The organism is Agriterribacter sp., from assembly GCF_035445465.1.
GTDB lineage: Bacteria > Bacteroidota > Bacteroidia > Chitinophagales > Chitinophagaceae > Agriterribacter.
In genome coordinates this window covers 110823-136702 of sequence record NZ_DAOMQT010000006.1, presented here as the reverse complement: position 1 = coordinate 136702, position 25880 = coordinate 110823, and the positions used below count along the sequence as shown (strand labels likewise).

The window sequence follows — 25880 nt, the reverse complement described above, 5'->3', positions numbered from 1 at the left end:
TTTTTACCCTATTACCACATCATCTTTACAATAATCAGCAACAGGTATTTTTTTATTATCACAACAATCCACCTCCTGCCCCTGCACATCAAAACACCGGCCCCATTCTTCACAATCCTTACCCGGAATGCACACATCTATATCGCCGGCAATTAAAATGCTGCGCGGTGTTTTAGGGCATACCGGCCTTAGCAGCTCTTCTTTTTTTGTTTTATCCGGCCAGGGATCATCATCATGCCGCATGAGCAGATCAATAATATAATCCACATAATCCCTTGTTTCCAAGAAACGTATAACTTCAGACCGACCAACACACTGACCAAATCGCAGCTTATCGTATTCACCAATTGCCCATGGCGCTAAAAATTCACGCAGATCCTGTTTCATCTTTTCTTTATAATAATTTTCATCCTTACCTGCAATCAATTTTACTTTTAAACAAAAATGTACTTTTTCGTATCGCGGGTTCATGGCCCGGAAGCGAACAAAAGGCGAGCTGCGTTTCTTACAATATTCCTGTATATCACCGAGCATACTTACCGGAACACGTGGCTCAAAAGATTGGGCGGCTTTTAGCTGGTTTAAATCCGGAATAACGGCAAGCAGCACATAGCCGGGGGCAATGGGAAAATCATTTTTATACTCGTGGGCATTCAACGCAAAACTGTGATTGATGCATTTTGCTTTAAACAATTGAGGAAAAGCTTCTAATACCAACCGCTCATAATCGAATTTTTGTATCGCTCTTCCTTTGTGGCGGAGCAATTCGCTTATCCGCACATAAAAATGTCCTTCGGCTTCCGGCACCCGGCCCCCAAAAGAATCAAAAGGCTGGCTTAATTTTTTAACATTCGCATCTGCTTCATTCAGTTTGGATATGGCTCCGGCAGCCAATGACTTAGAAAGGCGCAGTTTGTCATTTCCCTCCTCATTAGTGAAGGTAGCGCGGATAGCCTGCGTATATATACCCATCGTTTCACACACCGTTTTACTATTTTTTGATACGGAAGCTTTGATCCAGTGCAACTCTTTCGGCAGAACAGTGTTATCCTTTGTCATGTTTTCAGGCAATGCAAATTTTACAATGCCCGAAGTGGTTAACCCATCTGTGGCATCATCCTGCACTTCAAAACCTTTACGAAGCGTTTTCCATTGGTTATTCTCCAGGTAATACCAGTTTACTTCTTCAATATCTGATTCGGAATCGGCCGTAGCTTCCGCCAACTGGAATAATACATTTACATTACTGCCAGGTTCCAGGTCTTTTAAACCAATAAACAAATTGCCCTCATCACAGCAGGTGGGAAATAAGGTGGGCTGTAATGTTATCTTTTCTGTTTTGTATGTACCATCAAAAGGATAGAGATGGATCAGGTCCATATCATTAATCGTAGCTGTGGCAGTATAGTCAAGAGAAATATTTTTAATGATCGGCGTCCAGGGCTCGTTAGGAATCAATACGGTTAAAGGCTTCACTATTTCCCCCGTAAAAACATCAAAAATACCCAGGAATGTTTGAAGCACGGCCAACTTGTCTTTTGTATCTGCCGTCTTCTGCAACGAATTGTCAGCAAGCGTTTTGCTGCCATGAACCAGTGGAATGAGCGTATCTCTCTCTGCATCACTTACACTATTAACAGGTGGAGGCGGCGGAAAGCCAATGGCGCTATCAAAAGTTGTATTTAAGGTATCTACGATATCTTTAGCAAGCTGTGCAGCATCTTTAGATTTGAATATTTCGTCTTTCAGTTCAACAATTGCTTTACCAAGACTTCTGAAAACGATAACCGTGTTGCCGTCTTTTCTATACACAGCCCCTTCAAGAATGGAATCAGGATATTTTCCCATAGCCATCATTTGCCTGGCTAAAATAAATGGATAGTCTTTGTGCAAAAAATCCTGTTCCTGCAAATTGATTTTAATAAATCCTTTTCTTGTGTCTGATTTTAAAGCGGTTTCTGCAGCATCCGGCAGCGTAAATTCCCTGGAAAACTGACCGGGAAAATCTGAAGGTTTCACCACTATACCCTGACTATAGAAACCATCCGGGGTACAAGGTGACGGAGAGGCTGGAGTAAGCTGAGGTATAGCGGGAGGAGGAACAACATCAAATAATTTTCTATTGAGCACTTCGTCAACCCAACTACCATTTTGAAGTACGGAAACTTTGATTTTAAAATTATCCTGATCCAGTCCAAATATCTGGAGGTTTACATCTTCCACCACGTAGGCATTATAATATTCCCTGAAATCATTCGGTTTGTCTTTCCAGTTTAAATTGATCCTTACCGAGTTCCATTTCTTGCAAAAAACCTCACCCGATCCTATATAAAAATTGGGACCCGTTTGATTGTGCAAACAATAGCTTTTTGTTTTATCATTAATCAATGCTCTTATTGCTATTTTATCGGCATTATTAAAAACCGGGTTATTGCTATTGTCTTTTATATCTAAAAAAAGTTCCAGCTCATTCTTCGCTATAACTTTTTTAAACCCATTTGCAGGAGTGATCAGGCTTTGAAGATAGTTTCTGGCTTTAACAGAGATAACAGGAGTGGCATCATTAATAAATGCCGGTGTAATACAGACCGTTGGATTGACCACACTAAAGTCAACGATATCGGGTCGCGTTCCAAAAGGATATACCAGTCCATTTACATCCTGCACACTTTCGTCATTCTGAACAATAAAATTTTTTAGTCCGCATACGCTTACATCAATCCTGGTTGCATCCGTTGGATCGTTACTCAGCTTATCCAATACCGTCACATTCCGGAAAAAATGATACAGGGAAACCGTATGGCTGCCTGATGAGGATGCTTTCAATAAGCAGCAAGGATCAGCCGATCCTGTGTTTTCAATCTTTTCTTCCAGTTCAGTATCTGTAAATGCTAACTTTATTGTATCATCCAGTTCCACCTTAACCAAAGGCAGGGTGGTGTTAAAATCTTCTTTCAGTTCGTCTTTATTATAAAAAGTTACCGCAGGCTGATCTGCTGTAAGCGCGGCATTGATGTGTAAAAGAAATTTGCCTGCAGAAAGTGCAGGGCTCATGGTAATGGCTAAAGCACCGGTTGGCTCAATCCATTCCTTCTCTCCACTGAATAAAGCTTTTAAAGCTTTCCGGGGTTTAAACAGTTTATCCAATACCGCTTTTTCAGCAGGTAAAGCAGCATTGTAAAATATATCCCAGGCTGCTTTTTTCAGCACCGCATCATATTGTTTTATTTCTTCTGCACAATAGCATACCTTTTTGTCATGGATAAGAAAAGAACGAAGCTTATTTTCAAGCGCTTTACCGATCCCATTTTTAAGCGCGTCCGCTACCAGGTCTTCACTGATATAATAATACGTTTCATTCAATGCCGCAACGATATCACTATAGAAACCGGGAGAATGAATAAAATCGGGATATTTTTTCTTTGGACGGGGGGCTGCACCCGGGATGTCCTGTGTTGTTTCTTCACAACAGTTCCGGGTTGCAGGAGTTTCTTCATTCGCCGTCTCATTGCAGTAATCATTGGTTAACCGGCATGCTAATGTTATATCTATTGTTCTTTTTCCTTCATTTAACAGCAATACCGGCGATGCCAGTATAAATCCTATCCTGGCATTGGGATATGGCCGGGCAAATGTTTTTTCAGGATCAGTGTATTTGCTAAGCTTAGCACCCAGCGTGGCGAAACTTTTAGGATCAGTATCTTTAAAATCTTTGATCAGTCCATCTGCTTTACCGGCAGTGGGCGCCATATATACACCTTCTATATAAGTGTGCTCAAATATATTTTGATTATTGAGAAACAAAGTACGTTTGTCTGCCACCTGTGTTTTATTCACCACAATTTCATCATCAAGCGCAAAGCGGATCTCTGATTTGTTATTATCCTTCCCGTCTTTAACCAGGAGTCCTTTCTTCAGTAAATATTTATCTAATTGCTTTTGGATCTCAAAAACAATATGCGCTTTATCGGGCACGGCGTCACGGGCCTTTAATTGCAGCACCTGTTTGTAAAAAAAATCGAGATGCTTTTTGGTGTACGTATTCAAGTCGCCCTGCAGGTGCTGAAATAATTTCAAAAAAGCAAACAACAGGGCTAAATGAGGGGTATGCTTTTTCTGCAATTCTTCTTTCAGCGGAAAAAGGCTTTGTTCCATACTTTGCGCAGCAGTACCGGCAATGATCCGGATAGCATCTAAAAAGGAAGGCAGCAGGCCTGCAAGCTGGTCTCTTAAACCAATAAGCCGTTTACGTTTGCTTTTACCCTGCGGCCTGCAGTTTTCTTTCGCGTTTTCCACAGTTAAATCAAGCCCCCACACTTCGTTTTCAGCAATCCGGCTAAAACTAACCGGTTTTATGCAATAATATTTTACGGCTACATTGTTGATGCAGATCATTTTTTTTAATGGCTCCCGGAGCTTATCCTTAATTAGTTTTTCCACAATCAGTCCGGCAGGAAGCTCGCTGTGCTGTAATTGCAAATGCCAGGCATTGATCCGGCTAATCACCTGCTGAAATATATAATGAAGCTGTAATTGCAGGGCTGCTTTAGAGGGATGCCGGTTAAATATTTTGTTATAGCTATCTGTTTTTTCAGTAACCGCTTTTATATCATATTTAATGATCGCAGCCAGTACAAAAGGAATACTCTTTTGAAAAAAAGGTTGCCAGTCGCTGATACCCAGGCCTTCATCATAATAATTAACATGGGGGGAAAGCTGTACAAAATAATGCAGCAAATCGGCCATGCTGCGCCCGTCAATCTTAGGTGAGTTATGCAATAAATCATCCATTACCCGTTGCTGCTGACTTACACCGGGGTCGTTTTGAAAAGGATGTATAAGGTTATTGCAATCAAACATGGTTCAGTAAAGTTATTTTTGCTACTATACCGGCTTTAACGCCTCGTTTTTATAATAATCATACACATAATTGAAGCGCGAATTGGTACCCGGAATGGTATATTCCACCTTAATGATAAACCTACCTTCTATCAAATCAAAAGCATCATCGGGGGTTACTTCAATTTTATCCACTACAATGCGCGATTCATAAATTAAAATAGAAGATTCCACCCTGTCTTTTATAAAGCCGATCATAGAGCTGCTGAGCGGCTCAAACATATAGTCATTGAGATTACAGCCATAGTGGGGCTGCATCACTCTTTCACCGAGGCTGGTAGACAACAGGATGTTTAAGCTCTGCTTAATATCTTCTTCATCGCTTACCAATGCAACCGTGGCAGCATCCCTGTCGAAAGCCGGCGGGAAAGCCCAGCCTGTTCCAAGAAAAGAGTTAAATTGTTGATTCATCTTTTTGATTTAATACTTATCATTTTCTATCATCCTCCAATCTGCACCGTTGGCAAACCCATAACAATTACGCCGCCATGCGCTGTAAGATCGCCCTGCCTGGCTGCCGGTCTCCCGCCGATGAGCACCGTAGCAGATCCTTTTACAATGGTATCAGGCGGACCAACACATACTAACAGATCTCCCACTACTGCCGCCGGGAGGCTGTCAATCAGTACCGTTGGCACACAGGGCCCGGTTACAGGACCGCCCACGTGCGGAACCACACCCGTTACCATCGGGCAGGTATGCATATCAGATAGTCGTGCAGCGGAAGGCATTGTTGGGAATGTTTATAGTTTATGGTTTGTAGTTTATGGTTTATGGTTTTTTCCCGGTCTGCCCCTCCTTCGCCGGGTGCCGCAACCTTATACCTCACACCTCACACCCTATACCTTACACCCTATACCTTATACCTTATACCCCACACTTCTTACTCCCTCAATTTATCTTCACCAATGACCCGCTGATCTCCGTAATACCCTGGGCCGATAATTTAGCCAATGCGCCTTCCAAACTTAAATTACCATCTGCCTTAACCCCCAGCGATGCACCTCCAATGGTAAGGGATGCGGCGGCGGATAAGGTGAGATTTACACCAGCTTTTATTTCTACATTCATAGGGCTTTCTATGGTTATGCCGGATGTGCCCATGGTTATTTTATTGCTGTTCTGGTCTTTGATCTCGATCTTCATTCCCTGCTCATCTATGATGATGCTATTGCCTGCAGGTGTATCAATCGTAATCGTTTTGGTATCATCGTTAAACTGCAAATGCATTTTACTGCGTGTAGTGAAGCCCTTTTCATTGTTTGCATCCTGCGCGGTAACAGGCGCCGGCTTAGCGCTGCTATGCAACATACCCAGCACCACGGCATCTCTCGGGTCATCATTGATGAAACCCACAATTACCTCATCGCCAATTTCAGGTCGAAAAAAAGCACCCCTGTCCTGTCCTGCATCTAAGCTGGCAATTCTTGTCCATATGCCCTGGTCGTTATTATCAATTACCGGGATCCTTACCCTTATGCGGTCTTCGCCATCCGGGTCATTTTGCAACTGCACCACAACCCCGATCTGCAGTCCGTGAACAGCTCCTGCCAGCCCGGCAGCCGGGGCATCAGGCATATCCTGGTGAACAAAAGCATACCGCTCGGGATCAAGCCCAAACTGCACATGCGTATCCCACATCCCGTTGCCCATCTCCTGTTTCACCGCTGTTACATAGGCCTTGCCTTTAAAGCGTTCACCCACACCTTCAAGCTTTACCATATCACCGGGATGAATGCCGGCAAAACCGGTAAATTTCGCACGCCCCCTTATTTTTGCCAGCCTGCTGCGCAGCATAACGCCGTTTACCCAATCCTGCAGTTCCTGTTCCAGCGCATGCCCGCTGTGCTTCATTTCGTAAGCATCAAGATTGATCGTTTCGGCTAACTGGCTGCCCGTGATATTTCCATGCTGTGCAAAAGCGTCAAACTCACCGGCTTCTGCTTCAAACAACTGCTGGTTGGTATAATCCCAGGAAGCCGCTTTTACGTTTTTCCATTGCGTGCGGGCATCCATCTCCGCTTCAAATTCTAATATGGATGAACCATAGGTTACCTGCAATACGGGTTCGGCTGTTGTGTCGGGCGTTGATATTTTTATCCGCCCATCATCTACATTTACCAGCATGGCATTGGCTTCGGCGCGGAGCAACATAAAATCCCAGTCGCTGAGGTGATGCTGCACCAGGTGCTTATGCGTAAGTTTCGTTTCAGCAGTATCCCCCTGCAGCCCGTTATACCGCCCGATCAGCTCATCAAACAAGCGGTTGTCTTTTATGTTTTCATAGTAGCGGCTATGCCTGCCTATAGTCATCCGTACTGCTTCATCGCGGCATTCCACATGCAATTCCCCGTCCCCGTTTTCTTTTACCCTTATGGTGTGCCGGATGATAATACCTTTAAAAACCAGGATATTATTTCCGTCGAGCCCTATTTTGATCAGTATTTTTTTTCCGGGAATAAAATCATTGCTGTTGCTGATCTCAAATGATCTGTCGCTGGCTTCGCCATCACGCAAAACAATTTTTGCCGCGGGTATACGGTTAATCTCTTTTGTTATGGAAAGAGACAATACCTGGTACGATGGATTGATATCCTGGTCATCAACCAGTATATTGAAAGTGGCCACATCATGCTTTGAGGGATTGGGAATCAATAGCTCTTCCATTATGCTTCATTTTTATCAAAGGGTGGAAAAAAAAGGTCGGTACCTGCTTTAACATTACGGATACGGGTAAGCGCATTTGCCTTACCTACCTGCAAAAAATATTTAGGGTCGTTGTATATCCTGAACGTCATGAGGTCCAAACGGTCGCCCTGCTGCACTTTTCGCAGGTGGGTAAGATCAGCGGATTCCTGTCTTTCTTCAGCCAATCTTTCCTCCCTTGCTTTATAGTTTAAAAAAGTAGCGGTTAATCTCGCCCGTAATGGTTCGCCTTCCGGGTTAAACAGCGTATGGTTAATATCCAGGTTAGACAATATGCAGCGAAACCGTATTTCGGAGCCCCATATCAGCAATAAAAACTTCGGACGGTGAATTTCTCCCTGGTATTTATAAACGCTGTCTAAGAATTTTTTTATCTGGTCGTGCACCTTCATTGCTTTGAGCGAAGTATCTTCTCCCCCGTATCCTTCCATGGTTTGAGTACCATCCAGAATGAATTCCAGCTTTAGCTCTTCCGGCACCGTTGACCTGAACCGCAGATCGGTTCCATGACTGCCATGTCCGCGTCGCTGATCCAGGTCTATTTTTAAATTTTTGGTAAACGATTCGGGGTTAATGGGCGCCATGAATGCGGGTTGCAAACGGCTGATCCCTTCGCCCGGGTCAACAAAATTCCTGTCGAGGAAAGCATATATCCGTAGTTTTTCCATGACTATCGTTCAATTTTATCTTTTAATATGGCCAGCACTTTTTCCACGCAGCTATTGATCATTTCTTCATTAGGAGTAACAGCATTACCGGTAGCGGGTTGCTGTGCTCCGCCTGTTGTTGCTTCCTGCGTAACGGTTGCTTTTATAACCAGTTCCCGAACTTCTATGGGCATAATGTATCAATCGTTTAAGATGAGATAATTATAATTTAATTCGAGTGTTTCAATTAATACTTCTCCCCGTTCTGCATTCAGCTCACCTATCTTCCAGCTCCTGGGCCATACATTGTTGACCGTCCAGTGCATCAGCGGCTGATGTTCTTCATTTAACAATTTAATATGCACGGTAGCGATGGGCATTACCTTTTCATCATCAAAAACCTGTTTGAACCATTTTGTTATCCCTGATTCGGTTGGAGTTAGCACCCCTCTTTTTAAAACAAGCGGACCGTATTTTCTCCTAACCGGAATAACATGCTCAAAGCGGTTTTCTCCGCCTTCTCTTACCGTGTCCGTATCTAAAGTGGAATCTAACCCCGTTACCGATTGAAAGCTCATATCTAACGCCTGTGCTTCCCGCACAAACTCAACGCGGAAATGAAAGTTCACCGTTTGGTAAAAATTATCCGTATTTCTTGCTTGTTCAACTGCCATAGTTAATCTACATTCATTATTTCCAAACCTTCATGCACCAGCTCCATGGTTTCAATAGCCACTTCATTGGCATCGGCTTTAAGATCGGTTGATTGTATTTTGGATGGCCATGCATTCTGGAGCTTCCAGGTAATAATGGCTTCATGGTTTTCATTCAGCAACTTAATGGTAATGGTACGGCGGTACATGGAGCCTGTTTTATTGCCTTCCTGGAATAAATAGGTTTTACGCCACTCTTTATAGTAATCGAAGTCGCCTTCGAACGTACCTCTCTTTAAGGTAATATTGCTGAACTTGGTTAATCCCGGCTGTTTGCTTTTATTGTATTTTTTACTATTCCCTTCACGGTATTCAATTACTTCCGTTTCAAAGTCAAGACCACTGGCTTCCGTAAAGCCAATTCTGAAATCATCACCCCACTCAACCTGGAAGTGAAATTTTGGAATGGGATAATCTCCTTTGGCTGCCATAATTTTTAATTTTAAAGATGATGTGAATGGGTTTCTGCATTATTTACACCTGCTTTTGGGATCTGTTTCTTTAATAGCCGATTCCAGGCTTTGCTTGCATGCAAGCAAAGCTTCCTTTTTCTTATTCTCTTTCAATAATTCCTTAGCCAGATCTTCCGCGGCTTTTTTATCTGTTTCATACTGATCATCTACACACTTGTAATACGGGTCTTTGCAAACAGGGAACAGGAGTATGGGCTCAAGGCTGCAGGCTCCCAAACAACTGTCTTCCTGTGCAGGCGCCGTTCCGGTTTTAGTCATATTCGCTTTGGCGCCTGCAGGGGGGCAGGGCGCTGCGTCATCATCACACTGAACAGAACAGTTAAACGCCGTGCTCCATTCCGTGATAACCGTGCTTAATCCAAAATCAACTGAAATGTTTTTGTTAATGCGACAGGCTATTTTGATAGCCGCCATCAGCATTTTTATTACTTCATCCCTCGTGGCAATAACAATTTCCAGTTTCTTCCCATATTCCTCTAAGCATTTCATGATGCCTACACCCGGGCCAAGTGCCGGGTTATTCAAACATTTAATGCAGTTCTGCAACCGGTCGTATTTTGTTTTTATGAGGTCTACCTGCATATAAAAATCACGTACCATGCAGTAAAGGGTTTTAATGGCCTGTACTGCCAGCCCCGTATTGGTGCTTATTTTCTCCACCTGGGTAAGCAATATCTCCAGTTGATCACAAATTTTGCGGGCCAGATCATTGGCCTTTGTCAGCTCATCGTACCACATTTTTAATTTATCCCTCCGGTCTGCCACTATCGTCAGCTCATCCTTAAGCTGCCTCGCTTTCTCTTCCGACTCGCTGTATTTTGTTTTTACCACTTTCAGCTCATCCTGCCAGCTATCATAGCAACAATCGCAGCCCCGCGGATCATCCGGATCTTCCTTATCGCAGCATGCTTTGATCTTAGCATCCCAGGTATCCGCCAGTTTCTGATATTTATGTTCTGTAAGCATAATAATTTGATTTAATTGTTATGGATTAATTCACCTCCTGTTAACCGGCAGTGGTTTCATCATTACCTCCACTCTCATTACAAAAGGTCTCCTTCACTTCGTCACATATTTCACAAATTTCCTCTTTGCATTTTTCCAGGCGGGGTTTGCAATTATCATCTTCTGTAACACAATCACATGCAGGACAACAAATGAATTTGGTAGTACACATCAGTCCTTCAAAATCACTCCTCTTATTGTACAATCCGGTAGCAGATTTAGTGGCTTCCTGCACGGCTTTTACGAGGTCTTCCTGTGTTTTCTTCAAAGCGCCTTCCCTCAATTTCATCGTATCCTGGATATGCTTTTCAAAAGCTTTGGCATCATCGGCAAGCGTTTTTTGCAGAGGGTCGAGCGTGCCCAGGTTGGAAAAAACCTGAATGCCGATCACATCGGAAGCGGCGTTAAAAATATAGTCTGCATCAAATCCAAGCGCTTTGGGCATGCAAATAAGGTCGTCCAGCACTTCTTTGGCATCGTTGCATTCGTCGGGCCTGTTGTCCTGCGAAGGTCTTGTTTCACAATTCTTTTGCTGCTCGCCCGTTAAAATGGTCATTTGCGTGCAATTGCAACTATCATTTTTGCAATCCTCCAGCTTACCCGCCGCAGTACGCAGGTCGCCCAGTTTTATTTTCACATCCTTTATAGCTTTAAAGATATTTTTGAGGCCGGCAGAAAGATCATTGCCCCACTTTATATAATTGCTCACATTTTCTTTGATGAGATCGTTGGATTGCAGCAGCTCTGTGCCAACACAGATCTCCGTATTCCGATAACGGCGGTAATTGTCCTCCGTCCACACAAACATGCATTTTTTTTGTTCATACAAATTGCTTTGCCCGTAGTAATTGGTTTCATACTGGCTCATCTCACCCGCCGCTGTATACAGTTCGTTACAGTATTTTTTTCGTTCTGTACTGATTGATTTTTGCGTGGCGGTATCGTTCTCTTCGCAATTGCCGCAGTCATCATTCTGCTGCCTGGTACCTTTTTTTGAAGATGATATGATTGACATGTTGAATGATTTTAAAATTTAAGAATCCTGTTTTGTTACACATAGTTTATCATTCCTGCAGCATTTTGTGCATGAAACGCAGGATGATAAATTCGGCCGGACGAACCACCGCGAGGCCAATTTCCACAATCATGCGCCCTTCCCATATGTCTAATTCCGTCATGGTTTCCCCGAGCCCTACTTTCACAAAATAGGCTTCGCGGGTGGTAGTGCCCATCAATGCCCCGGCCTTCCATTGCTGGGTGAGGTAATTTTCGATCATGGATTTTACGCGTATCCAGGTATTGCGGTCGTTAGGTTCAAACACAAAGCGCTCCGTAGCATTTTTAGTTGATTCTTCTACCATATTAAAAAATCGTCTCACGGAAATATAACGCCATTCATTGTCGTTGCCGGCCAATGTTCTGGCTCCCCAGATAATGGCGGGGCCTCTTCCTGCGAAAGAACGGATAACGTTAATGGATTTACCGGCAAGGGTATCTACATTCAACCCTTCCTGCTGTTTGTGTGTAACCAATATTTCAGGACGTATAGCAAAATCAATCCCCACATTAGCCGGCGCTTTCCAAACACCCCTGGTATTATCTACTTCGGCATATCTTCCAACAACGGCACTGGAAGCAGGCATGAGCATCTCAATATCTGCAATGGCGCTTTTGGCCATAAAATAATAGGCATTATTTTTTGACTTTAATTCGGCAAGCGTTCCGTTTAAGGAACCATCGCCAACACCAACAATCGTTACCGCATCTTCATCGTCGTACTGGTAATCTAACCTGGTATAGATGCGCGGGTAGTAAACAGCAGCATATTTCATCGTATCAATTGTGCCAAAATCAAAGTCGCGAAGCACCTGTATATTATCAACGGTAGCATCCGGATCTACCCATACGTCTAAAACAGCAAAGCGATCTTTGAGCTCCGCACACTGATCCATAGCTTCCTTATATAACGCATAATAATTACCGGCGCCGGTCATATTCAAACCATCGGGAAATAATAGTAAGGTAACCTCGTTTATCTTTTCAACCTCATCCAGCCCTCCCTGCAGGGTTGCCTGGTCAATTACTCCGCCTCCGCTGTAGTCGCCTACCGATACGATATAGCACGGACCTCCCCCATTAATAAAAAACAGTTGAAGCGAATAATACATCAGGTAGGGAGCAGGTGTAATAACCTTACCCTGCGCATCAATACGCCCGGGCTGTGTAACATCTATGGTTACGGTAATTGTTGTTTCAGGCAGGGGACCACCAAAGAACTGTTCATATTCCAGCATAGAGGAAATGCGTTTGGGTATATTGATCAGATCGGCAGGTTCCTTTAGCTGCGCTTTCTGCGTATATCCGATAAACGCGGGGATAGCCGTTTCAACCGAGGCAATGGACGGAGGGAGTTTTGGAATCTCTTCAATATAAACTCCGGGGGTTTTATATTCTGGCATATGAAAAGGTTTTGTGTTTATAAATTGTTTACGAAACCAGTTTGCGCATACATTATGGTAATAATGGGAACAGGGCAGACGCTCCTACAAAAATGTCTGTATACTGCTTGCCATTTTCTGTTTTTACTAACTCAAAAGGAAGGGGGTTGGGCAGGTAATACGAACTATTATCGGGCTTCTTTAACAAATAAGGGGTGAAGCTTAACGGGCGGGGTAAAATTGAAACAAGGTTGTTGTTTTGCGGGAACAGGAAATCGGGGTGTTCATTTTTCAGCTTTTTCTTTTTATCATGAATGTATCGCCAGAAAGAAAGCCGGCTTTTCATTCTTATTTCAAAAACGGGCGCCGGCACCATACTGCTGTCGGGCATTATACGGGTAAGCAAAAAGCCATTGTTATCCAATAAATGGAAAGCGGGGTCGGTTACCTTTGGCTTCATATTTATTAATCCCCAGCTTTCCCTGAGGTTAACAGGATCATTAAAAAACAGGAAACGGTGTATGGAGGTATTTCCATTATTATCTTTTACTTCAAGGGTATAAAAAATATTTTCATCTGCCGGGAAAGCAGGAAGCGTGGCTATATCTCCCCGGCTGAAATCCAGTGTTATTTTTTGAAGCGGCGCCATGCTTTTAAACGTCAAAGCTTTTTTCTCCGTACCATATTCATCCCTTGAAAGCACTACGGCATTCCCATCTTTATCTTTCAATATCATTTCTGCTTCCGTTATGTTACCGGCAGCGCTGAAATTATAGGAAAAACGCAGCGGAAGCAGGATACGGTCGGTTTCATTTACGAAATGGGTGCCGCTTATATTCAGCCACTGCCCGTTTCCATCTTTATCAATATAGAAAGAACGGGTATCATTAAGACCGAATGAAGCCTGCTCACCCTGTTCATATATCAGGGAAGCGTCAAAGGCTGGTATGCTGTTAGACAAAACGGGATATGCTTTTACACCGGTAACATTTTCATTTGAAAAATAATATACTGCATTCGTCAGCCGCTGCATTTTAGCACTGGTATACGCATCCCAGGCATTGTTTTTCCGTACGATAAGGAAAGCAATATTCGAGGCATCGGGCAAAGGGATCAGGGGTTGATAAACCACCGTTCCGTCAGGAAGCTTTTGCCTTTTCACTTCCACTCCAACCTTGCAACCGGCATAAGAAGGCAGTAATTTCAGGTGATAATCCCGGAAGGTTTTACGTACACTTTCCGGGAGGTCAAAACGCAGCTCACTGTTAATATCCCTGTCGCCACGCGCAAAGCGGTTAAATAAAAAGTTAATTCTGTCTGTTTGCGCGGCCAAGTCAAATACCGTTTGCCCGTTAGGTTGGGTAAGATAAAACTCGTGGAGCAGCTTTACTTCAAATAATATTTTATAAATAACCCCCATCAATGACCGGTTGGTATTTTTGAAAAATGGGTTTCTATTTCTTCAATCAATGGCACTTCTCTCAGCACTTTGCGTTCCGTAATAGCTATCAGCCGAAGTTTATACAATACAAAAGGCATCTGCTTTCCACCCAGCGTGCCCCACAAATGATTGACCTGCTCAAAACTGAGCGTATACATTTCATGACGGATAGTAAGCTGCAGCAGGTCTTCATTAGTAAAGGAAGGCGTGCCACCCGAAACAGAACCGCCTGAAGAAAAGGAATTTTTACTTTGAAAAAAAGCAATCACCAGTGAAAGCCTTTCCAATGCATCTGTATAACTATTATTGTCTGCCGATTTATTGCAAGCAGTAACAAGCAGGTAAAGATTCAGAAAAACAGGAGGATTTTCATATTGCGCCACGCTGGCAAACTCCTTTTTTACGAAGGCATTGTTTTTCAGCGTACTTTCTTCTTCAATGTTCACCAGGGTAAAAACGATCTTGTCATCTAAATTCACACCACTGGCAGCAGACTCAAAAAGCCCGATATTTTCAATTACCACTATATCTTCCGCAGCGGCATATCCATGCGAGGAAAGATAGGTTACCAGTTCACGGCGCAATAAGCCAAGTGCTTCGTGGATCATACCCGATGTGTTTCAATGGTAAAAAGTGTACCCTCTCATAACGTAAAAAAATTGAGTGTACCCATTTGCCCAACACAGGAAGTGTTCAATTCTTTCACGATATGATATGGATATTTTTTCGGGGGCAGGGCAACAAGGTGTGCGGAAGTTTGCAGGGCGGATGATTTACTTGCAGGAACACGGAGGCCAAGGTAAAAAGTTTACCTGTCAGATGCAATAACCCATTTGTGGTATTTTTGGTTAATGCGGCCTGACCCTCCTGCCGTTGGGTACCGACCGCATAATCAAAAAGATGCCGCAGGTCAGCAGGTAGTACCTGCAAATCTGCGGCAAAAATGAAAGTCCTGCTCATGATTCAGGTTACTTTCTGCGCTTTCCTTCTCCTTTATTCATTTCCTGCGTTCTTACGGCTGCGGATTTATAGCACTTGTATCTGTTTGGGGATAAAGCGTATCGGAAGGAGCGGTCGTAATGGAATCGGCACTGTTGTTCTCTATGCTATCCGTAGAAGGATTGCCACAGGCTGAAAAAATAAAGCAGGTTATGCAGATCAATAATAAGTTCTTCATAGCTTTTGTTTTATTTGATTAAAAAGATAATTCTGCAATAACGTTGCCAGTAATTTCAGCAGCAATATTCATCCTGCAGGTGAAAATGCCGCGCCATTAAGGGGAATTTCATCCACACCTTTTAATCCTACCCGGATCGCCGGAAAGAAAATCAAAAAAAATTTTGATAATAAAAAATCAGTATTATATTTGCAGTGTACTAATACAATAGTACACTAAATCACTACATATGGTCTCTGTACAAAACCTACACTTTGGCTACAGCAAAAAAAAGGTGTTTACCGGTTTGAGCCTTCAGCTACAACCGGGCTTTATTTATGGTTTGCTGGGTAAAAACGGTACCGGTAAATCAACCCTGCTGCGCAATATCGCGGGAACGCTTTTCCCCGACACGGGAAGCATTACAGTAGGAAATCATGTGCCGGGCAAAAGAAAACCCTCCTTTTTACAGGACGTATTTATGGTAGCGGAGGAGTTTTTTCTCCCCGACATCACACCCGCAAGACTGGCAAAATACAATGCGCCGTTCTATCCAAAATTCAACTACGACCAGTATAACCGTTACCTCATCGAGTTTGAAATACCGATTGATAATACCATTCAAAGCATGAGCTACGGGCAAAAGAAAAAAACACTCATCAGTTTCGGGCTGGCATGCAATACGGCTTTATTGCTAATGGATGAGCCTACCAACGGTTTGGATATTATGAGCAAGAGCCAGTTCCGTAAAGTAATAGCAAGCGCTTTGGATGAAAACAAATCCATTATCATCAGCACACACCAGGTAAAAGACTTAGAAAATCTTATTGACCGCATTACCATTATTGATGAAGGAAAGATCCTGTTTGATCAAACCATTGAGCAGATCACGCATCACCTGAATTTCAAAATTTCTTTTGATCCCGAAGAAATTCAGCAATCACTATACAACGAACCGTCATTAAAAGGCAATGCTGTCATTACCCGCAACGCCATGCATGAAGAAAGCCGCCTGGATCTTGAAATGCTGTACAAAGCCATTATTGTAAACCGCGACAAAATTCATTCTGCTTTTAACTGATAAAGATATTACCATGAATAATTCATTTAGTTTTTCAAGGCTGGGGCTGCTCATTAAAAAACAATGGTTCGACAATGCGAAGCTTTACAGCTTATCTGTGCTGGCGCTTATAGGTTTGCTATCCATCATATTTATTTTTTGGGCCATTGCAAATGAAAGCCGTTACGATGAAGAAGATACCTATGTTATTTTCCTCGTTCTTTTTTTTGGCGCGGGCTTAATATTCGCCAGCACCACATTTGGGGCATTGAGCGATAAAGCCAAAGGCACTTACTGGCTCAGCATTCCGGCAACGCATACCGAAAAACTGTTGTGCGGTATTTGTTATTCGCTTATTGCTTTTCCTGTCGTTTTTGCGGTGAGCTTTTTTATTATCCAGCAAATCACTTTTTTTGCTATCCGCTTAAACCCTCATAACATAATAGAACCTGTACGCAACCTGAAAGATCATGTCATCATATTTTGCTATATTTTTCTGGCGCTCCAATCCCTGTTCATTCTTGGCTCTGTATATTTTGAAAGATATGCCTTTATAAAAACCATACTGGCCGCACTGTTTATCATATTCCTTTTTATGCTGGCAGGCATATTTTTCGCGAAAAATTTATTGCCTCACAATAGTGGTATGCGGGGTTTAACCAGCTTTGTAATATATGGCGATAATGAAATGAAGCTGTACCGGTTAGCACCCTGGATTGAAGATGCGGTTATAGCACTCGCAAAATTTATATGGGCGCCTGTTTTTTGGGTAGCCACTTATTTCAGGCTGAAGGAAAAGGAAATATGATCGAGTACCTATTAAAAATTTGTAACCATGCAATTCAAAGATAGTCAGTCAATATACCTGCAGATAGCAGATTACGTGTGCGAGAAGATCCTGCTCGGGGAATGGAAGGCGGAAGAACGCATTCCATCGGTGAGGGAGCTGGCTGTGCAACTGGAAGTGAACCCCAATACCGTAATGCGCACTTTTGATTTTTTACAGCAGCAGGAGATCATTTATAACCAGCGCGGCATCGGCTATTTTGTAACCGCTAATGCCAGGGAACGGGCCCTTGGCTACAGAAAGGAAGCTTTTTTGCAAAAAGACCTTCCCGGCGTATTCAGGAACATGTACCTGCTGGGCATGAATACCGAAGAATTGAAACCCCGGTTTGAAAAATTCATTAAACAAAACTTTTCATAACATAATACCACGGTATGAAAACAAGTAACAAAATATTATTAAGCCTGTTCGTGCTGCCTTTTATGATCCTGACTTTTATCTATGCTTCCTTATACGCGAAGTATAAAAACGGTGAATACGTTACAGAACAGCAGGTGGAAAATGAAAGAAGCGCGCTTACCATAACAGATCACTTTACTGAGATAGACCTCGGCAGATTTAAGCGGGGACATATTTCAATAAAGCATTCGGACAGCTTTGCCATACGGGTAGACAACTGGAATAAAGACAAAATTCAATTTCAGTCGGAAGCCGGCGTTTTAACGCTGCGCTCAAAAAATCAGCACGATTATTTACCGGTTACCGTGTACTGTCCCGGCTTTTTAAAGCTTTCTATTGACTCTGCTAATGCTGAAATTGATCCGGTTACCCTAACCGGCGCCACAATGCATATTGGCGCGGAAGGAAATGTAACATTCCACGGTTCAGCAGACAGTTTAACGGTAAACGTTAAACGAAGCGGTACGATTACTTTGGGCAGCACCGCCGATGTAAAATGGCTTAACCTTCAACTGGCTAATGGCAGCAGGTTCAACAATGAGCAGGGCAGTGTACAGCAAATCGGGAACCTTGTGCTAGAAGACAGCGCCACGCTGAATGTGAATGGCAAAACCATGCGCATGATTGCAGAAAAGAACAATCCTTAAAATATTAATATATCAAATCATGAAAAAGAATTTTCATTCCATTATAATGCTTCTTTCGCTGATCGCATTATGCATCGCGCTGCACCATACCTTGCATGCAGGAACAGAACCCGAAAAAGACCAGGCTGGAAAAGAAAGATTGATATTGTCACCTGCTGCCCAGGCTTTTCCGTCTGCCTTTTTTATTGGTTTGGAATAATCGCTGTATCACAAATAATTCGTGCCTGTTTGTAACATTCGTGGCAAAATATTACTTCTTGGACAGCCTCATTTTTTTGCATAATAGCATCGGGTAACAATTGCATATACTTTCACCACTTCCCTTCACAAAATTCACTTAGCCGGCCGATTCAACTTATCACTTATTTTTGTGTGATGGCAGCTCCACTGGCAGAACGACTACGGCCTCAATCATTAGATGAACTGGTAGGACAGGAACATCTTACCGGACAGGGAAGCATTTTGCGCAAGGCAATCCAGCAGGGTAAGATACCTTCTATGATCTTATGGGGACCACCTGGTGTTGGCAAAACAACCATCGCCCACATCATCGCGCATACGCTGCATGTTCCATTTTATACATTAAGCGCTATCAGTGCGGGAGTGAAAGAAGTAAGAGAAGTAATTGAAAAAGCAAAGCTTCAGTCTGAGAGTATTTTATTCATTGATGAAATTCATCGTTTCAATAAGGGACAGCAGGATGCATTACTGGGCGCGGTGGAAAAGGGTACAATTACCCTTATTGGGGCCACTACCGAAAATCCATCTTTTGAAGTAAATGCCGCCTTACTGAGCCGCTGCTTAGTATACGTATTAAAGCCGCTTGATGAAACGGCTTTGAAAAAATTACTTGCACTGGCTATTGAAAAAGATGCGGAGCTCAGTAAACGCAAAATAATGCTCAAAGAAATTGCTGCGCTTTTGAATATTTCGGGAGGCGATGCCCGGAAATTACTGAACCTGCTGGAGATCGTAACAGACGCTGTTCCGGATAACGAAGTGCTGATCACTGACGCAATGGTAATGGACATTGCGCAAAAGCGCATTGCACTGTACGACAAAAGCGGCGAGCAGCACTACGATATTATTTCGGCATTCATTAAATCTATCCGCGGCAGCGATCCCAATGCAGCCGTATACTGGTTGGCAAGAATGATCGAAGGCGGCGAGGATGTAAAATTCATCGCCCGGCGGTTAGTGATCCTGGCCAGCGAAGATATTGGCAATGCCAACGCCAATGCCCTCTTGCTGGCCAATGCCACGTTTGAAGCGGTAAATAAGATCGGGTACCCGGAGTCGAGGATAATATTATCGCAATGCGCTACCTATCTGGCTTCATCACCCAAAAGCAACGCCGCCTATCTTGCTATTGACGGGGCCCTGGCCGCTGTAAAGCAATTTGGCGACCTGCCCGTGCCCCTCCATATTCGCAATGCCCCTACCAAACTGATGAAAAACTTAGACTATGGAAAAGGCTATCAATATTCGCACGATTACCAGCATAACTTTTCGGCCCAGGAATATTTACCGGATGAAATAAAAGGAACGGCATTTTATAATCCCGGCAAAAATGCAAGGGAAGAAGAGTTAAGAAAATGGCTGAAGGGATTGTGGAAAGAGAAGTATGGATATTAAATTTGAAATCTGAGATTTAAAATTTGAGATGGGCTCGGGTTACAGGGTTCAGGTTTCAGGGGAGTTATGCTAACGACAGGCTGAGCTCTTCCTCTTTGGATTTTTTTAATTTACAGTTTATCGTTTGTAGCTTACGGTTGCATTTGGCTTCGAATTTCGAACTTTCTGCTTCGGATTTGAATTTTTATTTGGTTCTTGTTTTTTGCTTTTTGGAACTTTGTATTCGGTTATCATACATCAAATTCTTATGGTGCTGCAATGGAAAATTAAAACATTCGATGAACTCACAGTGCATGAGTTGTACAAAATAATGCAGTTACGCATGAAAGTATTTGTAGTGGAGCAGCAGTGCACTTTCCTTGACGCTGATGATAACGATCAGAAAGCGTGGCACTTATGTGCATGGAACGAAGACAGCCTTGTGGCGTATACCCGCCTTTTTGCCCCCGGAACAATATATACGGAAGCTGCAATTGGAAGAGTAGTTAATGCGGCAGAGGTTCGGGGAACCGGCATAGGTAAAGCGTTGATGGAACGTTCTGTTCTTACTGTATATCAATTATTTGGACGTACCCCTATCCGGATCGGCGCCCAGTTATACCTCAAAAAGTTTTATGAAAGTGTAGGATTTATACAGGATAGCGATATCTACCTGGAAGACAAGATTCAACATATTAAAATGATCCTCCTTTAAAGCATATTTCTGCTCACAACAGTTTTTGATTCTATCTATTCCTCTCCGGGGTTGTCTTTTCTTATTATACTATTTTATAGCATAGCCCGTTAATTAGGTCAGTCTAATACTTTTTGAAAGCATAAATCCGCTCTCATGACACAAAAATTACCCAACCTGGTTTTTCGTGCCTGTATTATTACGGCCATAAGTTTCTTTTCTGTACAATCGTATGGTCAGTATATCTTTTTTGATAAGCCTGTATACGAAATAGGGATCAATGTAGGCCCTTCCAATTTGCTTGGCGATTTAGGCGGACGCTACGGTACGGGTAAAACATTTCTGAAAGACAATAACATCCAGATGACCAAACTGATGAAAGGTGCTTATCTCACCATTCGTCCGAGTGAGTTTTTGGGTATAACGCTTGCTGCAAATTTCACAACGCTTGAAGGCGCCGACAGTATTATTGTGGATAAAGGCGGACCTGAAGTTGCCCGCAAGAACAGAAATCTTTCGGCCCGTATTCCTATACAGGAAGTTACGTTAACGGGTGAAATATACCCCCTGGTATTCCTTGAAAATGATGACAAAGACCTGTATCATAAATTCCGTCCTTACGGCGTAATAGGTATTGGCGTCTTTCATTTTAACCCTAAGGGACAATATACAGCACCTAATGGCACAAAAACCTGGGTTGACCTGAAGCCTTTGCGCACTGAAGGTCAGGGTATGCCTCAATATCCCGACAAAAAAGAATACAGCCTTACTCAAATCAATATTCCTTACGGCGTAGGTATACGTTATTATTTCTCCGATAAAGTAAGCGCCGCATTTGAAATCGTAAACCGGAAAACCTTTACCGACTATATTGATGACATAGGAACAGAATTTATTGCCGACAGTGATTTCGACAGCTATTTTGGCGCGGGATCGCAAACCGCGGCCATTGCCAAACAAATGCACAATAAAGCCCAGCTCATAAGCCCCGGCGTAAGGATACCTCATTATAACGAAGGCAATAAACGGGGTACGCCTACCCGTAATGACTCGTATTATGCCGCCACCATTAAAGTAGGCATTCGCCTGGGAGGCAACGGCGGTTCATCCGGTATTTTACGCTGCCCGATGGTGTTTTAAAATATTTAATAGCCCATATTTAAAAACAAAAACCATGAAAAGAAGCATTACCTCCAATATTGTAACGATAAGGGTTACTTTAATAGCTATACTGATTATTTACACCTTTATTGCCAACGCATAAGCGCGCAGGAACTGAGGCTTTCATTTGCCTGTTCTCCGGTTCAATAATGATATATCCACTGCATATCAATATTGCCCGTTCGCAATCCTTATCTTTGTGGCAAATTTTTTCAATGGAACCCGTTTCAAAGAAGGCCAGTGAATCATTAGTAATGATGACGGAACTGGTATTACCTAATGATACCAACGTGTTTGGAAATCTGATGGGCGGCAGGCTCATGTACTGGATGGATATTGCTGCCGCGCTGGCTGCGCAAAAGCACGCCAATGCCCCGGTGGTTACGGCCTCCGTTGATAATATTTCTTTTGAAGCGCCGATTCTGCTGGGAAACGCCGTGTATATTGAAGCCAAAGTAAGCCGGGCATTCACCACGTCAATGGAAGTACATTTGCATGTATGGGGAGAAGATTTAAAACGGCAGCATAAATACAAAAGCAATGAAGCCTATTATACATTTGTGGCCCTGAACGCTGCGGGAGCCCCATCACCCGTTCCCCGGCTTACACCCCAACTGGAAGAGGAACAGAAATTATATGAAGGCGCCATGAGAAGAAGACAGCTCAGGCTGGTATTAGGCGGAAAAATGAAGCCCGATGAAGCGCTTGAGCTGAAAGCGCTCTTTTTTAACGGGGCAGAAACTACACAGTTTTAGCTTTATACGCATCGCTTTGTTCTATTGCATCCATCAATTGATTTAATATGCTGTCTAAACTGTTTTCATAATTAACAGCAAGCGGCGCCTTAAAATTTACGGTTAACAACACGCCTTTCCGCATAAGCTTCAGGTTTTTTTTATGGAACGCCTTATTAAAACCATCTATTACAATCGGCACTACCACGCAATGGCTTTGCTTTATCAGAAAAGCTGTGCCTTTACGCCCGGGTGCAAAAGGGGTAGTAGTTCCCTGGGGGAAAGTGATCACCCAGCTCCGGCTCAGCGCTTTTAAAATTTTTTTGGTATCGGAAAGGTTTAATCCTTTTCTCACGGCCTTATCATCTTCCACCCACGTACGCTTAACAGTTAAGGAGCCCGCCAGCGCCATTAACCTGCTCATGAAATTTTTTCGCATGGTATCTTCCGCCGAAACAAAATATACATTGGTAAAAGGATTAAGCAGGTAATAGGGCACACCCAGCTTGTTTGTTTTTCTCCACTTCACTGCGCAAAAAATATGCAGGAAAGCGATCACGTCCATAAAATAGGTTTGGTGATTGCTCACAAATAATACATTTTTCCGGGGTAAGTTCCTGAGATGTTCCGTACCGGAAATTTTAATACGGTTCATCATTGCCAGCCCCGGATAAGACAGGGACCCAATGATAACATATACGATCTTTCGTACCAGTTTTACATAGCGTAGCCTTTCAAAAAATGAAACCATTAGTAAATATTTATACTCCTCATTTGCTTTGCAATATAGGCTATTTGCAAAAACTTTGTTAACTCCTGCGCAACGCTTCCTATAAATATGCAATCAGTAAAAGAATAACATCCTGTCTGAAATTATAATTATGAAAAAACTGGTATTCACATCCGCATTAGCCATTGTGCCGGGGAAAGCAGCACCATTGATTTCAAAAAAATTAAATTGAAGTTTGAAGTACAAACCGTTTTTGCCCTGCAATAAGTTTAACCGGGTAGCCGCCGGAAATAAATAATGACCGGCGGCACTTTCCACCCTCACCCCTACCTTCTCTGGGCAGTCAGCGTTCAGCCTTCAGCCATCGGCTAAAGTATACTAACGACGAGCTTATTCGTTCTCTCCTTTCACGTCTCACGGTCTAACCTCTCACCATTCCCTACCCCGTTTCCTTTATATTTGCAGCATGCAAACAGATACCGTAATTTTCGACATGGACGGGCTGCTCATTGATTCTGAACCTTTGTGGGAAGAAGCGGCAGCAGAAGTTTTACAGGAATTCAACATACAGCTAACTACAAAACAATACCACGATACCAGGGGTTTGCGCACCGAAGAATGGGTTACCCACTGGTTTCATTATTTTAAAATAAAGCCTGAATTTATCAACGATGCTATTGAACTGACCATTCAAAAAGCAATTGAAAAGATTGATACCCGTGGGATAGCCATGCCCGGCGTACAGGAAATTTTTGCGCTGCTACAGCAGCATCAATATAAAATAGGATTAGCCACTTCTTCGCCAATGGCAGTGGTACATGTGGTAGCCGATAAATTAAATATCCGCCGCTACCTGCAAGCCATGACCTCTGCCCAATCCCTGAGCTTTGGTAAACCCCATCCCGAAGTATACCTTGCCTGCGCTGCGGAGCTGCAATCTGCTCCCGTTAAATGTATTTGCTTTGAAGATTCATTTAATGGCATGATCGCCGCCAAGGCAGCAAGAATGAAATGCGTGGTGGTTCCCGATAAAGTTATGAGGGACCTGCCCCAATGGAATGCCGCCGATCTGCAATTGAACAGCCTGGCCGATTTCGGTGAAGCGCAATTGAAGCGTTTTTTATAAATAAAGCAATATTTGTGGTATCCATAAAATGGAAGACCCCATGTTGAAGTTCGCCCATATGTTTGAAAAAAAATTCCTGGTGGTGAAAAACCGCCTGAGAAAAAAGCATAGCATATTTTCCCTGTTCAACCGGCTAATTCTTCGCAAATAAATCCTGTTGTTTTTTTTGAATATGGTTGTTCAAAAAGTACATGAGCAATATGGCCACCATCATAGACAGCACTACTACATAACCGAGTGTGTTGTAATGCACCAAAGCACCACTGCTGTTTTGCACTACAATCATTCCTGCTATAGCCGAAGCTATGCCACCCGATATTTGCTGCACAGCAGCATTGATACTCATAAAAGCGCCTCTGTCCTGTGGCTGCGGCACCGCGGTTAGTAATGCCGATGCTGAGATCATCCGCGATGAAATTCCCACAAACAATATTACATTCAGCGCAATGGCAATCCATAGCGGGGTAGCGCCTAAGTTTGTATATATAAGCACCATGCATATACCAAGTACAGATCCGAGGACAAAGATTTTATATTTTCCAACTTTATCGCTCAGCCGCCCTATCAATGGTCCGAAAAGGATGGAAAAAAAACCCGTCACACCATATAATAAAGGCAGGCGCTCTAATGATATCTTCATATTATTGGTCATAAAAGCACTGCCAAACGGCATGAGCATAAACCCGCCTGTAGCCAGTAAAATAGTGGCCGTAAACCCTTTCACATAATCAGAATCAGAAACGGTTTTCCACAAATGCTGAAATGCACTCCCCTTATGTTTTAATAGAAGATGTTCGGTTACCGGTTGCATAAATATCCAAATGACGCATCCCACAATAACAGCAAACCCGGCTATCATCCAAAACGGCGAATGCCAGCCGAAATAATTTGCCAGCAATAATCCAACAGGAATGCCTAATACCTGGCTTGCAGCAAAAGCCATTTGTACAAACCCCATTACCCTTCCTCTTGTTTGCAGCGCAAATAAATCCGTAATAATGGCGAAACCTACAGCCCCTATAACGCCTCCAAATAAACCGGTTATTATACGTGCTACCAGCAAAAAATGGTAATTGGGCGCAATAGCGCACAATACAGTACCGGCAATAAAACCAGCATAAAAGAACAAAAGCATTTTTTTCCTGTCGAATTTATCGGCGAAGCCTGCAGCCAGTAACCCGGAAGCACCGGCGCTGAAAGCATAAGCCGATACCACCAATCCAAACTGGGAAGGCTTAATATTTAACTCCGGTAGCAATATGGCTCCAAGCGGAGATAATACCATGAAATCTAAAACAACTGTAAACTGTAATATGGCCAGTATGGCAATTACAAATTTTTGATACCCGGTAAAAGTATGCCCGACAGCGCCTTCCTGATGATTCATATA

The 25880-nt window shown here is 43.0% G+C and carries 26 protein-coding genes; 10 read left to right on the top strand and 16 right to left on the bottom strand.

The features are described from left to right. Positions 1–3 precede the first annotated feature (3 nt). The 14 genes from PLE34_RS05395 to PLE34_RS05330 form a co-directional block, all read right to left on the bottom strand. On the bottom strand, positions 4–4860 hold the full coding sequence (locus PLE34_RS05395; RefSeq protein WP_324554766.1) for a baseplate J/gp47 family protein: 4857 nt from the start codon (positions 4858–4860) through the stop codon (positions 4–6). Between the two features lie 24 nt (positions 4861–4884). Beyond that, complete coding sequence (locus PLE34_RS05390) at positions 4885–5310, bottom strand: GPW/gp25 family protein (protein WP_324554765.1); 426 nt, start codon at positions 5308–5310, stop codon at positions 4885–4887. Between the two features lie 29 nt (positions 5311–5339). Next, positions 5340–5630, bottom strand: a complete 291-nt coding sequence (locus PLE34_RS05385; protein WP_324554764.1) for a PAAR domain-containing protein — start codon at positions 5628–5630, stop codon at positions 5340–5342. Between the two features lie 160 nt (positions 5631–5790). Continuing rightward, positions 5791–7566, bottom strand: coding sequence for a type VI secretion system tip protein VgrG (vgrG, locus tag PLE34_RS05380; protein ID WP_324554763.1), 1776 nt, complete (start codon positions 7564–7566; stop codon positions 5791–5793). Further along, on the bottom strand, positions 7566–8273 hold the full coding sequence (locus PLE34_RS05375; RefSeq protein WP_324554762.1) for a CIS tube protein: 708 nt from the start codon (positions 8271–8273) through the stop codon (positions 7566–7568). The genes vgrG and PLE34_RS05375 overlap by 1 nt, the downstream gene beginning before the upstream one ends. A gap of 2 nt (positions 8274–8275) precedes the next feature. After that, entirely contained in the window at positions 8276–8446 is a 171-nt protein-coding gene (locus PLE34_RS05370; protein ID WP_324554761.1) for a DUF5908 family protein, read from the bottom strand. A gap of 6 nt (positions 8447–8452) precedes the next feature. Further along, positions 8453–8926 carry a phage tail protein gene (locus PLE34_RS05365; RefSeq protein ID WP_324554760.1) on the bottom strand — a complete coding sequence of 158 codons (474 nt, stop codon included), beginning with the start codon at positions 8924–8926 and terminating at the stop codon, positions 8453–8455. Positions 8927–8928: 2 nt separating this feature from the next. After that, positions 8929–9396 carry a phage tail protein gene (locus PLE34_RS05360; protein ID WP_152270059.1) on the bottom strand — a complete coding sequence of 156 codons (468 nt, stop codon included), beginning with the start codon at positions 9394–9396 and terminating at the stop codon, positions 8929–8931. A 39-nt stretch (positions 9397–9435) separates the two neighbouring features. Next, positions 9436–10404 (bottom strand): hypothetical protein, encoded by a 969-nt coding sequence (locus PLE34_RS05355; RefSeq protein WP_324554759.1) that lies wholly within the window; start codon positions 10402–10404, stop codon positions 9436–9438. 40 nt (positions 10405–10444) lie between these two features. After that, positions 10445–11458 carry a hypothetical protein gene (locus PLE34_RS05350; protein WP_324554758.1) on the bottom strand — a complete coding sequence of 338 codons (1014 nt, stop codon included), beginning with the start codon at positions 11456–11458 and terminating at the stop codon, positions 10445–10447. A gap of 49 nt (positions 11459–11507) precedes the next feature. Continuing rightward, positions 11508–12902, bottom strand: a complete 1395-nt coding sequence (locus PLE34_RS05345) for a phage tail sheath C-terminal domain-containing protein (protein ID WP_324554757.1) — start codon at positions 12900–12902, stop codon at positions 11508–11510. Between the two features lie 52 nt (positions 12903–12954). Next, positions 12955–14301: a hypothetical protein gene (locus tag PLE34_RS05340; protein ID WP_324554756.1), complete on the bottom strand. Its 1347-nt coding sequence runs from the start codon at positions 14299–14301 to the stop codon at positions 12955–12957. Further along, positions 14301–14930 carry a Pvc16 family protein gene (locus tag PLE34_RS05335; RefSeq protein ID WP_324554755.1) on the bottom strand — a complete coding sequence of 210 codons (630 nt, stop codon included), beginning with the start codon at positions 14928–14930 and terminating at the stop codon, positions 14301–14303. Before PLE34_RS05335 ends, PLE34_RS05340 begins: the two co-directional genes overlap by 1 nt. 404 nt (positions 14931–15334) lie before the next feature. Then, entirely contained in the window at positions 15335–15499 is a 165-nt protein-coding gene (locus tag PLE34_RS05330) for a putative periplasmic lipoprotein (RefSeq protein ID WP_324554754.1), read from the bottom strand. Positions 15500–15728: 229 nt separating this feature from the next. On the opposite strand from PLE34_RS05330, the gene PLE34_RS05325 reads away from it, so the two are divergent. The 9 genes from PLE34_RS05325 (at position 15729) to PLE34_RS05285 (ending at position 22655) form a co-directional block, all read left to right on the top strand. Beyond that, positions 15729–16559 carry an ABC transporter ATP-binding protein gene (locus PLE34_RS05325; protein ID WP_324554753.1) on the top strand — a complete coding sequence of 277 codons (831 nt, stop codon included), beginning with the start codon at positions 15729–15731 and terminating at the stop codon, positions 16557–16559. A gap of 13 nt (positions 16560–16572) precedes the next feature. After that, positions 16573–17346 (top strand): hypothetical protein, encoded by a 774-nt coding sequence (locus PLE34_RS05320; protein ID WP_324554752.1) that lies wholly within the window; start codon positions 16573–16575, stop codon positions 17344–17346. A 27-nt stretch (positions 17347–17373) separates the two neighbouring features. Next, positions 17374–17745: a GntR family transcriptional regulator gene (locus PLE34_RS05315; protein WP_324554751.1), complete on the top strand. Its 372-nt coding sequence runs from the start codon at positions 17374–17376 to the stop codon at positions 17743–17745. Between the two features lie 14 nt (positions 17746–17759). Beyond that, positions 17760–18431, top strand: coding sequence for a GIN domain-containing protein (locus PLE34_RS05310; protein ID WP_324554750.1), 672 nt, complete (start codon positions 17760–17762; stop codon positions 18429–18431). 19 nt (positions 18432–18450) lie between these two features. After that, on the top strand, positions 18451–18630 hold the full coding sequence (locus tag PLE34_RS05305) for a hypothetical protein (protein ID WP_324554749.1): 180 nt from the start codon (positions 18451–18453) through the stop codon (positions 18628–18630). Positions 18631–18806: 176 nt separating this feature from the next. Next, positions 18807–20066 (top strand): replication-associated recombination protein A, encoded by a 1260-nt coding sequence (locus tag PLE34_RS05300; protein WP_324554748.1) that lies wholly within the window; start codon positions 18807–18809, stop codon positions 20064–20066. Positions 20067–20388: 322 nt separating this feature from the next. Further along, positions 20389–20760: a GNAT family N-acetyltransferase gene (locus PLE34_RS05295; RefSeq protein ID WP_324554747.1), complete on the top strand. Its 372-nt coding sequence runs from the start codon at positions 20389–20391 to the stop codon at positions 20758–20760. Between the two features lie 135 nt (positions 20761–20895). Beyond that, positions 20896–21879 carry a hypothetical protein gene (locus PLE34_RS05290; RefSeq protein ID WP_324554746.1) on the top strand — a complete coding sequence of 328 codons (984 nt, stop codon included), beginning with the start codon at positions 20896–20898 and terminating at the stop codon, positions 21877–21879. Between the two features lie 236 nt (positions 21880–22115). Beyond that, positions 22116–22655: an acyl-CoA thioesterase gene (locus PLE34_RS05285; RefSeq protein WP_324554745.1), complete on the top strand. Its 540-nt coding sequence runs from the start codon at positions 22116–22118 to the stop codon at positions 22653–22655. On the opposite strand, the gene PLE34_RS05280 is transcribed toward PLE34_RS05285, so the two are convergent. Then, positions 22642–23385: a lysophospholipid acyltransferase family protein gene (locus PLE34_RS05280; protein WP_324554744.1), complete on the bottom strand. Its 744-nt coding sequence runs from the start codon at positions 23383–23385 to the stop codon at positions 22642–22644. The two genes, PLE34_RS05285 and PLE34_RS05280, sit on opposite strands and share 14 nt — an antisense overlap. Before the next feature lie 445 nt (positions 23386–23830). Between PLE34_RS05280 and hxpB the strand changes: the two genes are divergently transcribed. After that, positions 23831–24490, top strand: coding sequence for a hexitol phosphatase HxpB (gene hxpB, locus PLE34_RS05275; RefSeq protein ID WP_324554743.1), 660 nt, complete (start codon positions 23831–23833; stop codon positions 24488–24490). A 133-nt stretch (positions 24491–24623) separates the two neighbouring features. Here hxpB and PLE34_RS05270 read toward each other — a convergent pair whose 3' ends face one another. After that, positions 24624–25877: an MFS transporter gene (locus PLE34_RS05270; RefSeq protein ID WP_324554742.1), complete on the bottom strand. Its 1254-nt coding sequence runs from the start codon at positions 25875–25877 to the stop codon at positions 24624–24626. Positions 25878–25880: the final 3 nt, after the last annotated feature.

Excerpts from the sequence above, each read along its gene's own strand:
- PLE34_RS05395 (WP_324554766.1), bottom strand. The coding sequence starts at position 4,860 with ATGTTTGATTGCAATAACCTTATACATCCTTTTCAAAACGACCCCGGT.
- PLE34_RS05390 (WP_324554765.1), bottom strand. The coding sequence starts at position 5,310 with ATGAATCAACAATTTAACTCTTTTCTTGGAACAGGCTGGGCTTTCCCG.
- PLE34_RS05385 (WP_324554764.1), bottom strand. The coding sequence starts at position 5,630 with ATGCCTTCCGCTGCACGACTATCTGATATGCATACCTGCCCGATGGTA.
- vgrG (WP_324554763.1), bottom strand. The coding sequence starts at position 7,566 with ATGGAAGAGCTATTGATTCCCAATCCCTCAAAGCATGATGTGGCCACT.
- PLE34_RS05375 (WP_324554762.1), bottom strand. The coding sequence starts at position 8,273 with ATGGAAAAACTACGGATATATGCTTTCCTCGACAGGAATTTTGTTGAC.
- PLE34_RS05370 (WP_324554761.1), bottom strand. The coding sequence starts at position 8,446 with ATGCCCATAGAAGTTCGGGAACTGGTTATAAAAGCAACCGTTACGCAG.
- PLE34_RS05365 (WP_324554760.1), bottom strand. The coding sequence starts at position 8,926 with ATGGCAGTTGAACAAGCAAGAAATACGGATAATTTTTACCAAACGGTG.
- PLE34_RS05360 (WP_152270059.1), bottom strand. The coding sequence starts at position 9,396 with ATGGCAGCCAAAGGAGATTATCCCATTCCAAAATTTCACTTCCAGGTT.
- PLE34_RS05355 (WP_324554759.1), bottom strand. The coding sequence starts at position 10,404 with ATGCTTACAGAACATAAATATCAGAAACTGGCGGATACCTGGGATGCT.
- PLE34_RS05350 (WP_324554758.1), bottom strand. The coding sequence starts at position 11,458 with ATGTCAATCATATCATCTTCAAAAAAAGGTACCAGGCAGCAGAATGAT.
- PLE34_RS05345 (WP_324554757.1), bottom strand. The coding sequence starts at position 12,902 with ATGCCAGAATATAAAACCCCCGGAGTTTATATTGAAGAGATTCCAAAA.
- PLE34_RS05340 (WP_324554756.1), bottom strand. The coding sequence starts at position 14,301 with ATGGGGGTTATTTATAAAATATTATTTGAAGTAAAGCTGCTCCACGAG.
- PLE34_RS05335 (WP_324554755.1), bottom strand. The coding sequence starts at position 14,930 with ATGATCCACGAAGCACTTGGCTTATTGCGCCGTGAACTGGTAACCTAT.
- PLE34_RS05330 (WP_324554754.1), bottom strand. The coding sequence starts at position 15,499 with ATGAAGAACTTATTATTGATCTGCATAACCTGCTTTATTTTTTCAGCC.
- PLE34_RS05325 (WP_324554753.1), top strand. The coding sequence starts at position 15,729 with ATGGTCTCTGTACAAAACCTACACTTTGGCTACAGCAAAAAAAAGGTG.
- PLE34_RS05320 (WP_324554752.1), top strand. The coding sequence starts at position 16,573 with ATGAATAATTCATTTAGTTTTTCAAGGCTGGGGCTGCTCATTAAAAAA.
- PLE34_RS05315 (WP_324554751.1), top strand. The coding sequence starts at position 17,374 with ATGCAATTCAAAGATAGTCAGTCAATATACCTGCAGATAGCAGATTAC.
- PLE34_RS05310 (WP_324554750.1), top strand. The coding sequence starts at position 17,760 with ATGAAAACAAGTAACAAAATATTATTAAGCCTGTTCGTGCTGCCTTTT.
- PLE34_RS05305 (WP_324554749.1), top strand. The coding sequence starts at position 18,451 with ATGAAAAAGAATTTTCATTCCATTATAATGCTTCTTTCGCTGATCGCA.
- PLE34_RS05300 (WP_324554748.1), top strand. The coding sequence starts at position 18,807 with ATGGCAGCTCCACTGGCAGAACGACTACGGCCTCAATCATTAGATGAA.
- PLE34_RS05295 (WP_324554747.1), top strand. The coding sequence starts at position 20,389 with ATGAAAGTATTTGTAGTGGAGCAGCAGTGCACTTTCCTTGACGCTGAT.
- PLE34_RS05290 (WP_324554746.1), top strand. The coding sequence starts at position 20,896 with ATGACACAAAAATTACCCAACCTGGTTTTTCGTGCCTGTATTATTACG.
- PLE34_RS05285 (WP_324554745.1), top strand. The coding sequence starts at position 22,116 with ATGGAACCCGTTTCAAAGAAGGCCAGTGAATCATTAGTAATGATGACG.
- PLE34_RS05280 (WP_324554744.1), bottom strand. The coding sequence starts at position 23,385 with ATGGTTTCATTTTTTGAAAGGCTACGCTATGTAAAACTGGTACGAAAG.
- hxpB (WP_324554743.1), top strand. The coding sequence starts at position 23,831 with ATGCAAACAGATACCGTAATTTTCGACATGGACGGGCTGCTCATTGAT.
- PLE34_RS05270 (WP_324554742.1), bottom strand. The coding sequence starts at position 25,877 with ATGAATCATCAGGAAGGCGCTGTCGGGCATACTTTTACCGGGTATCAA.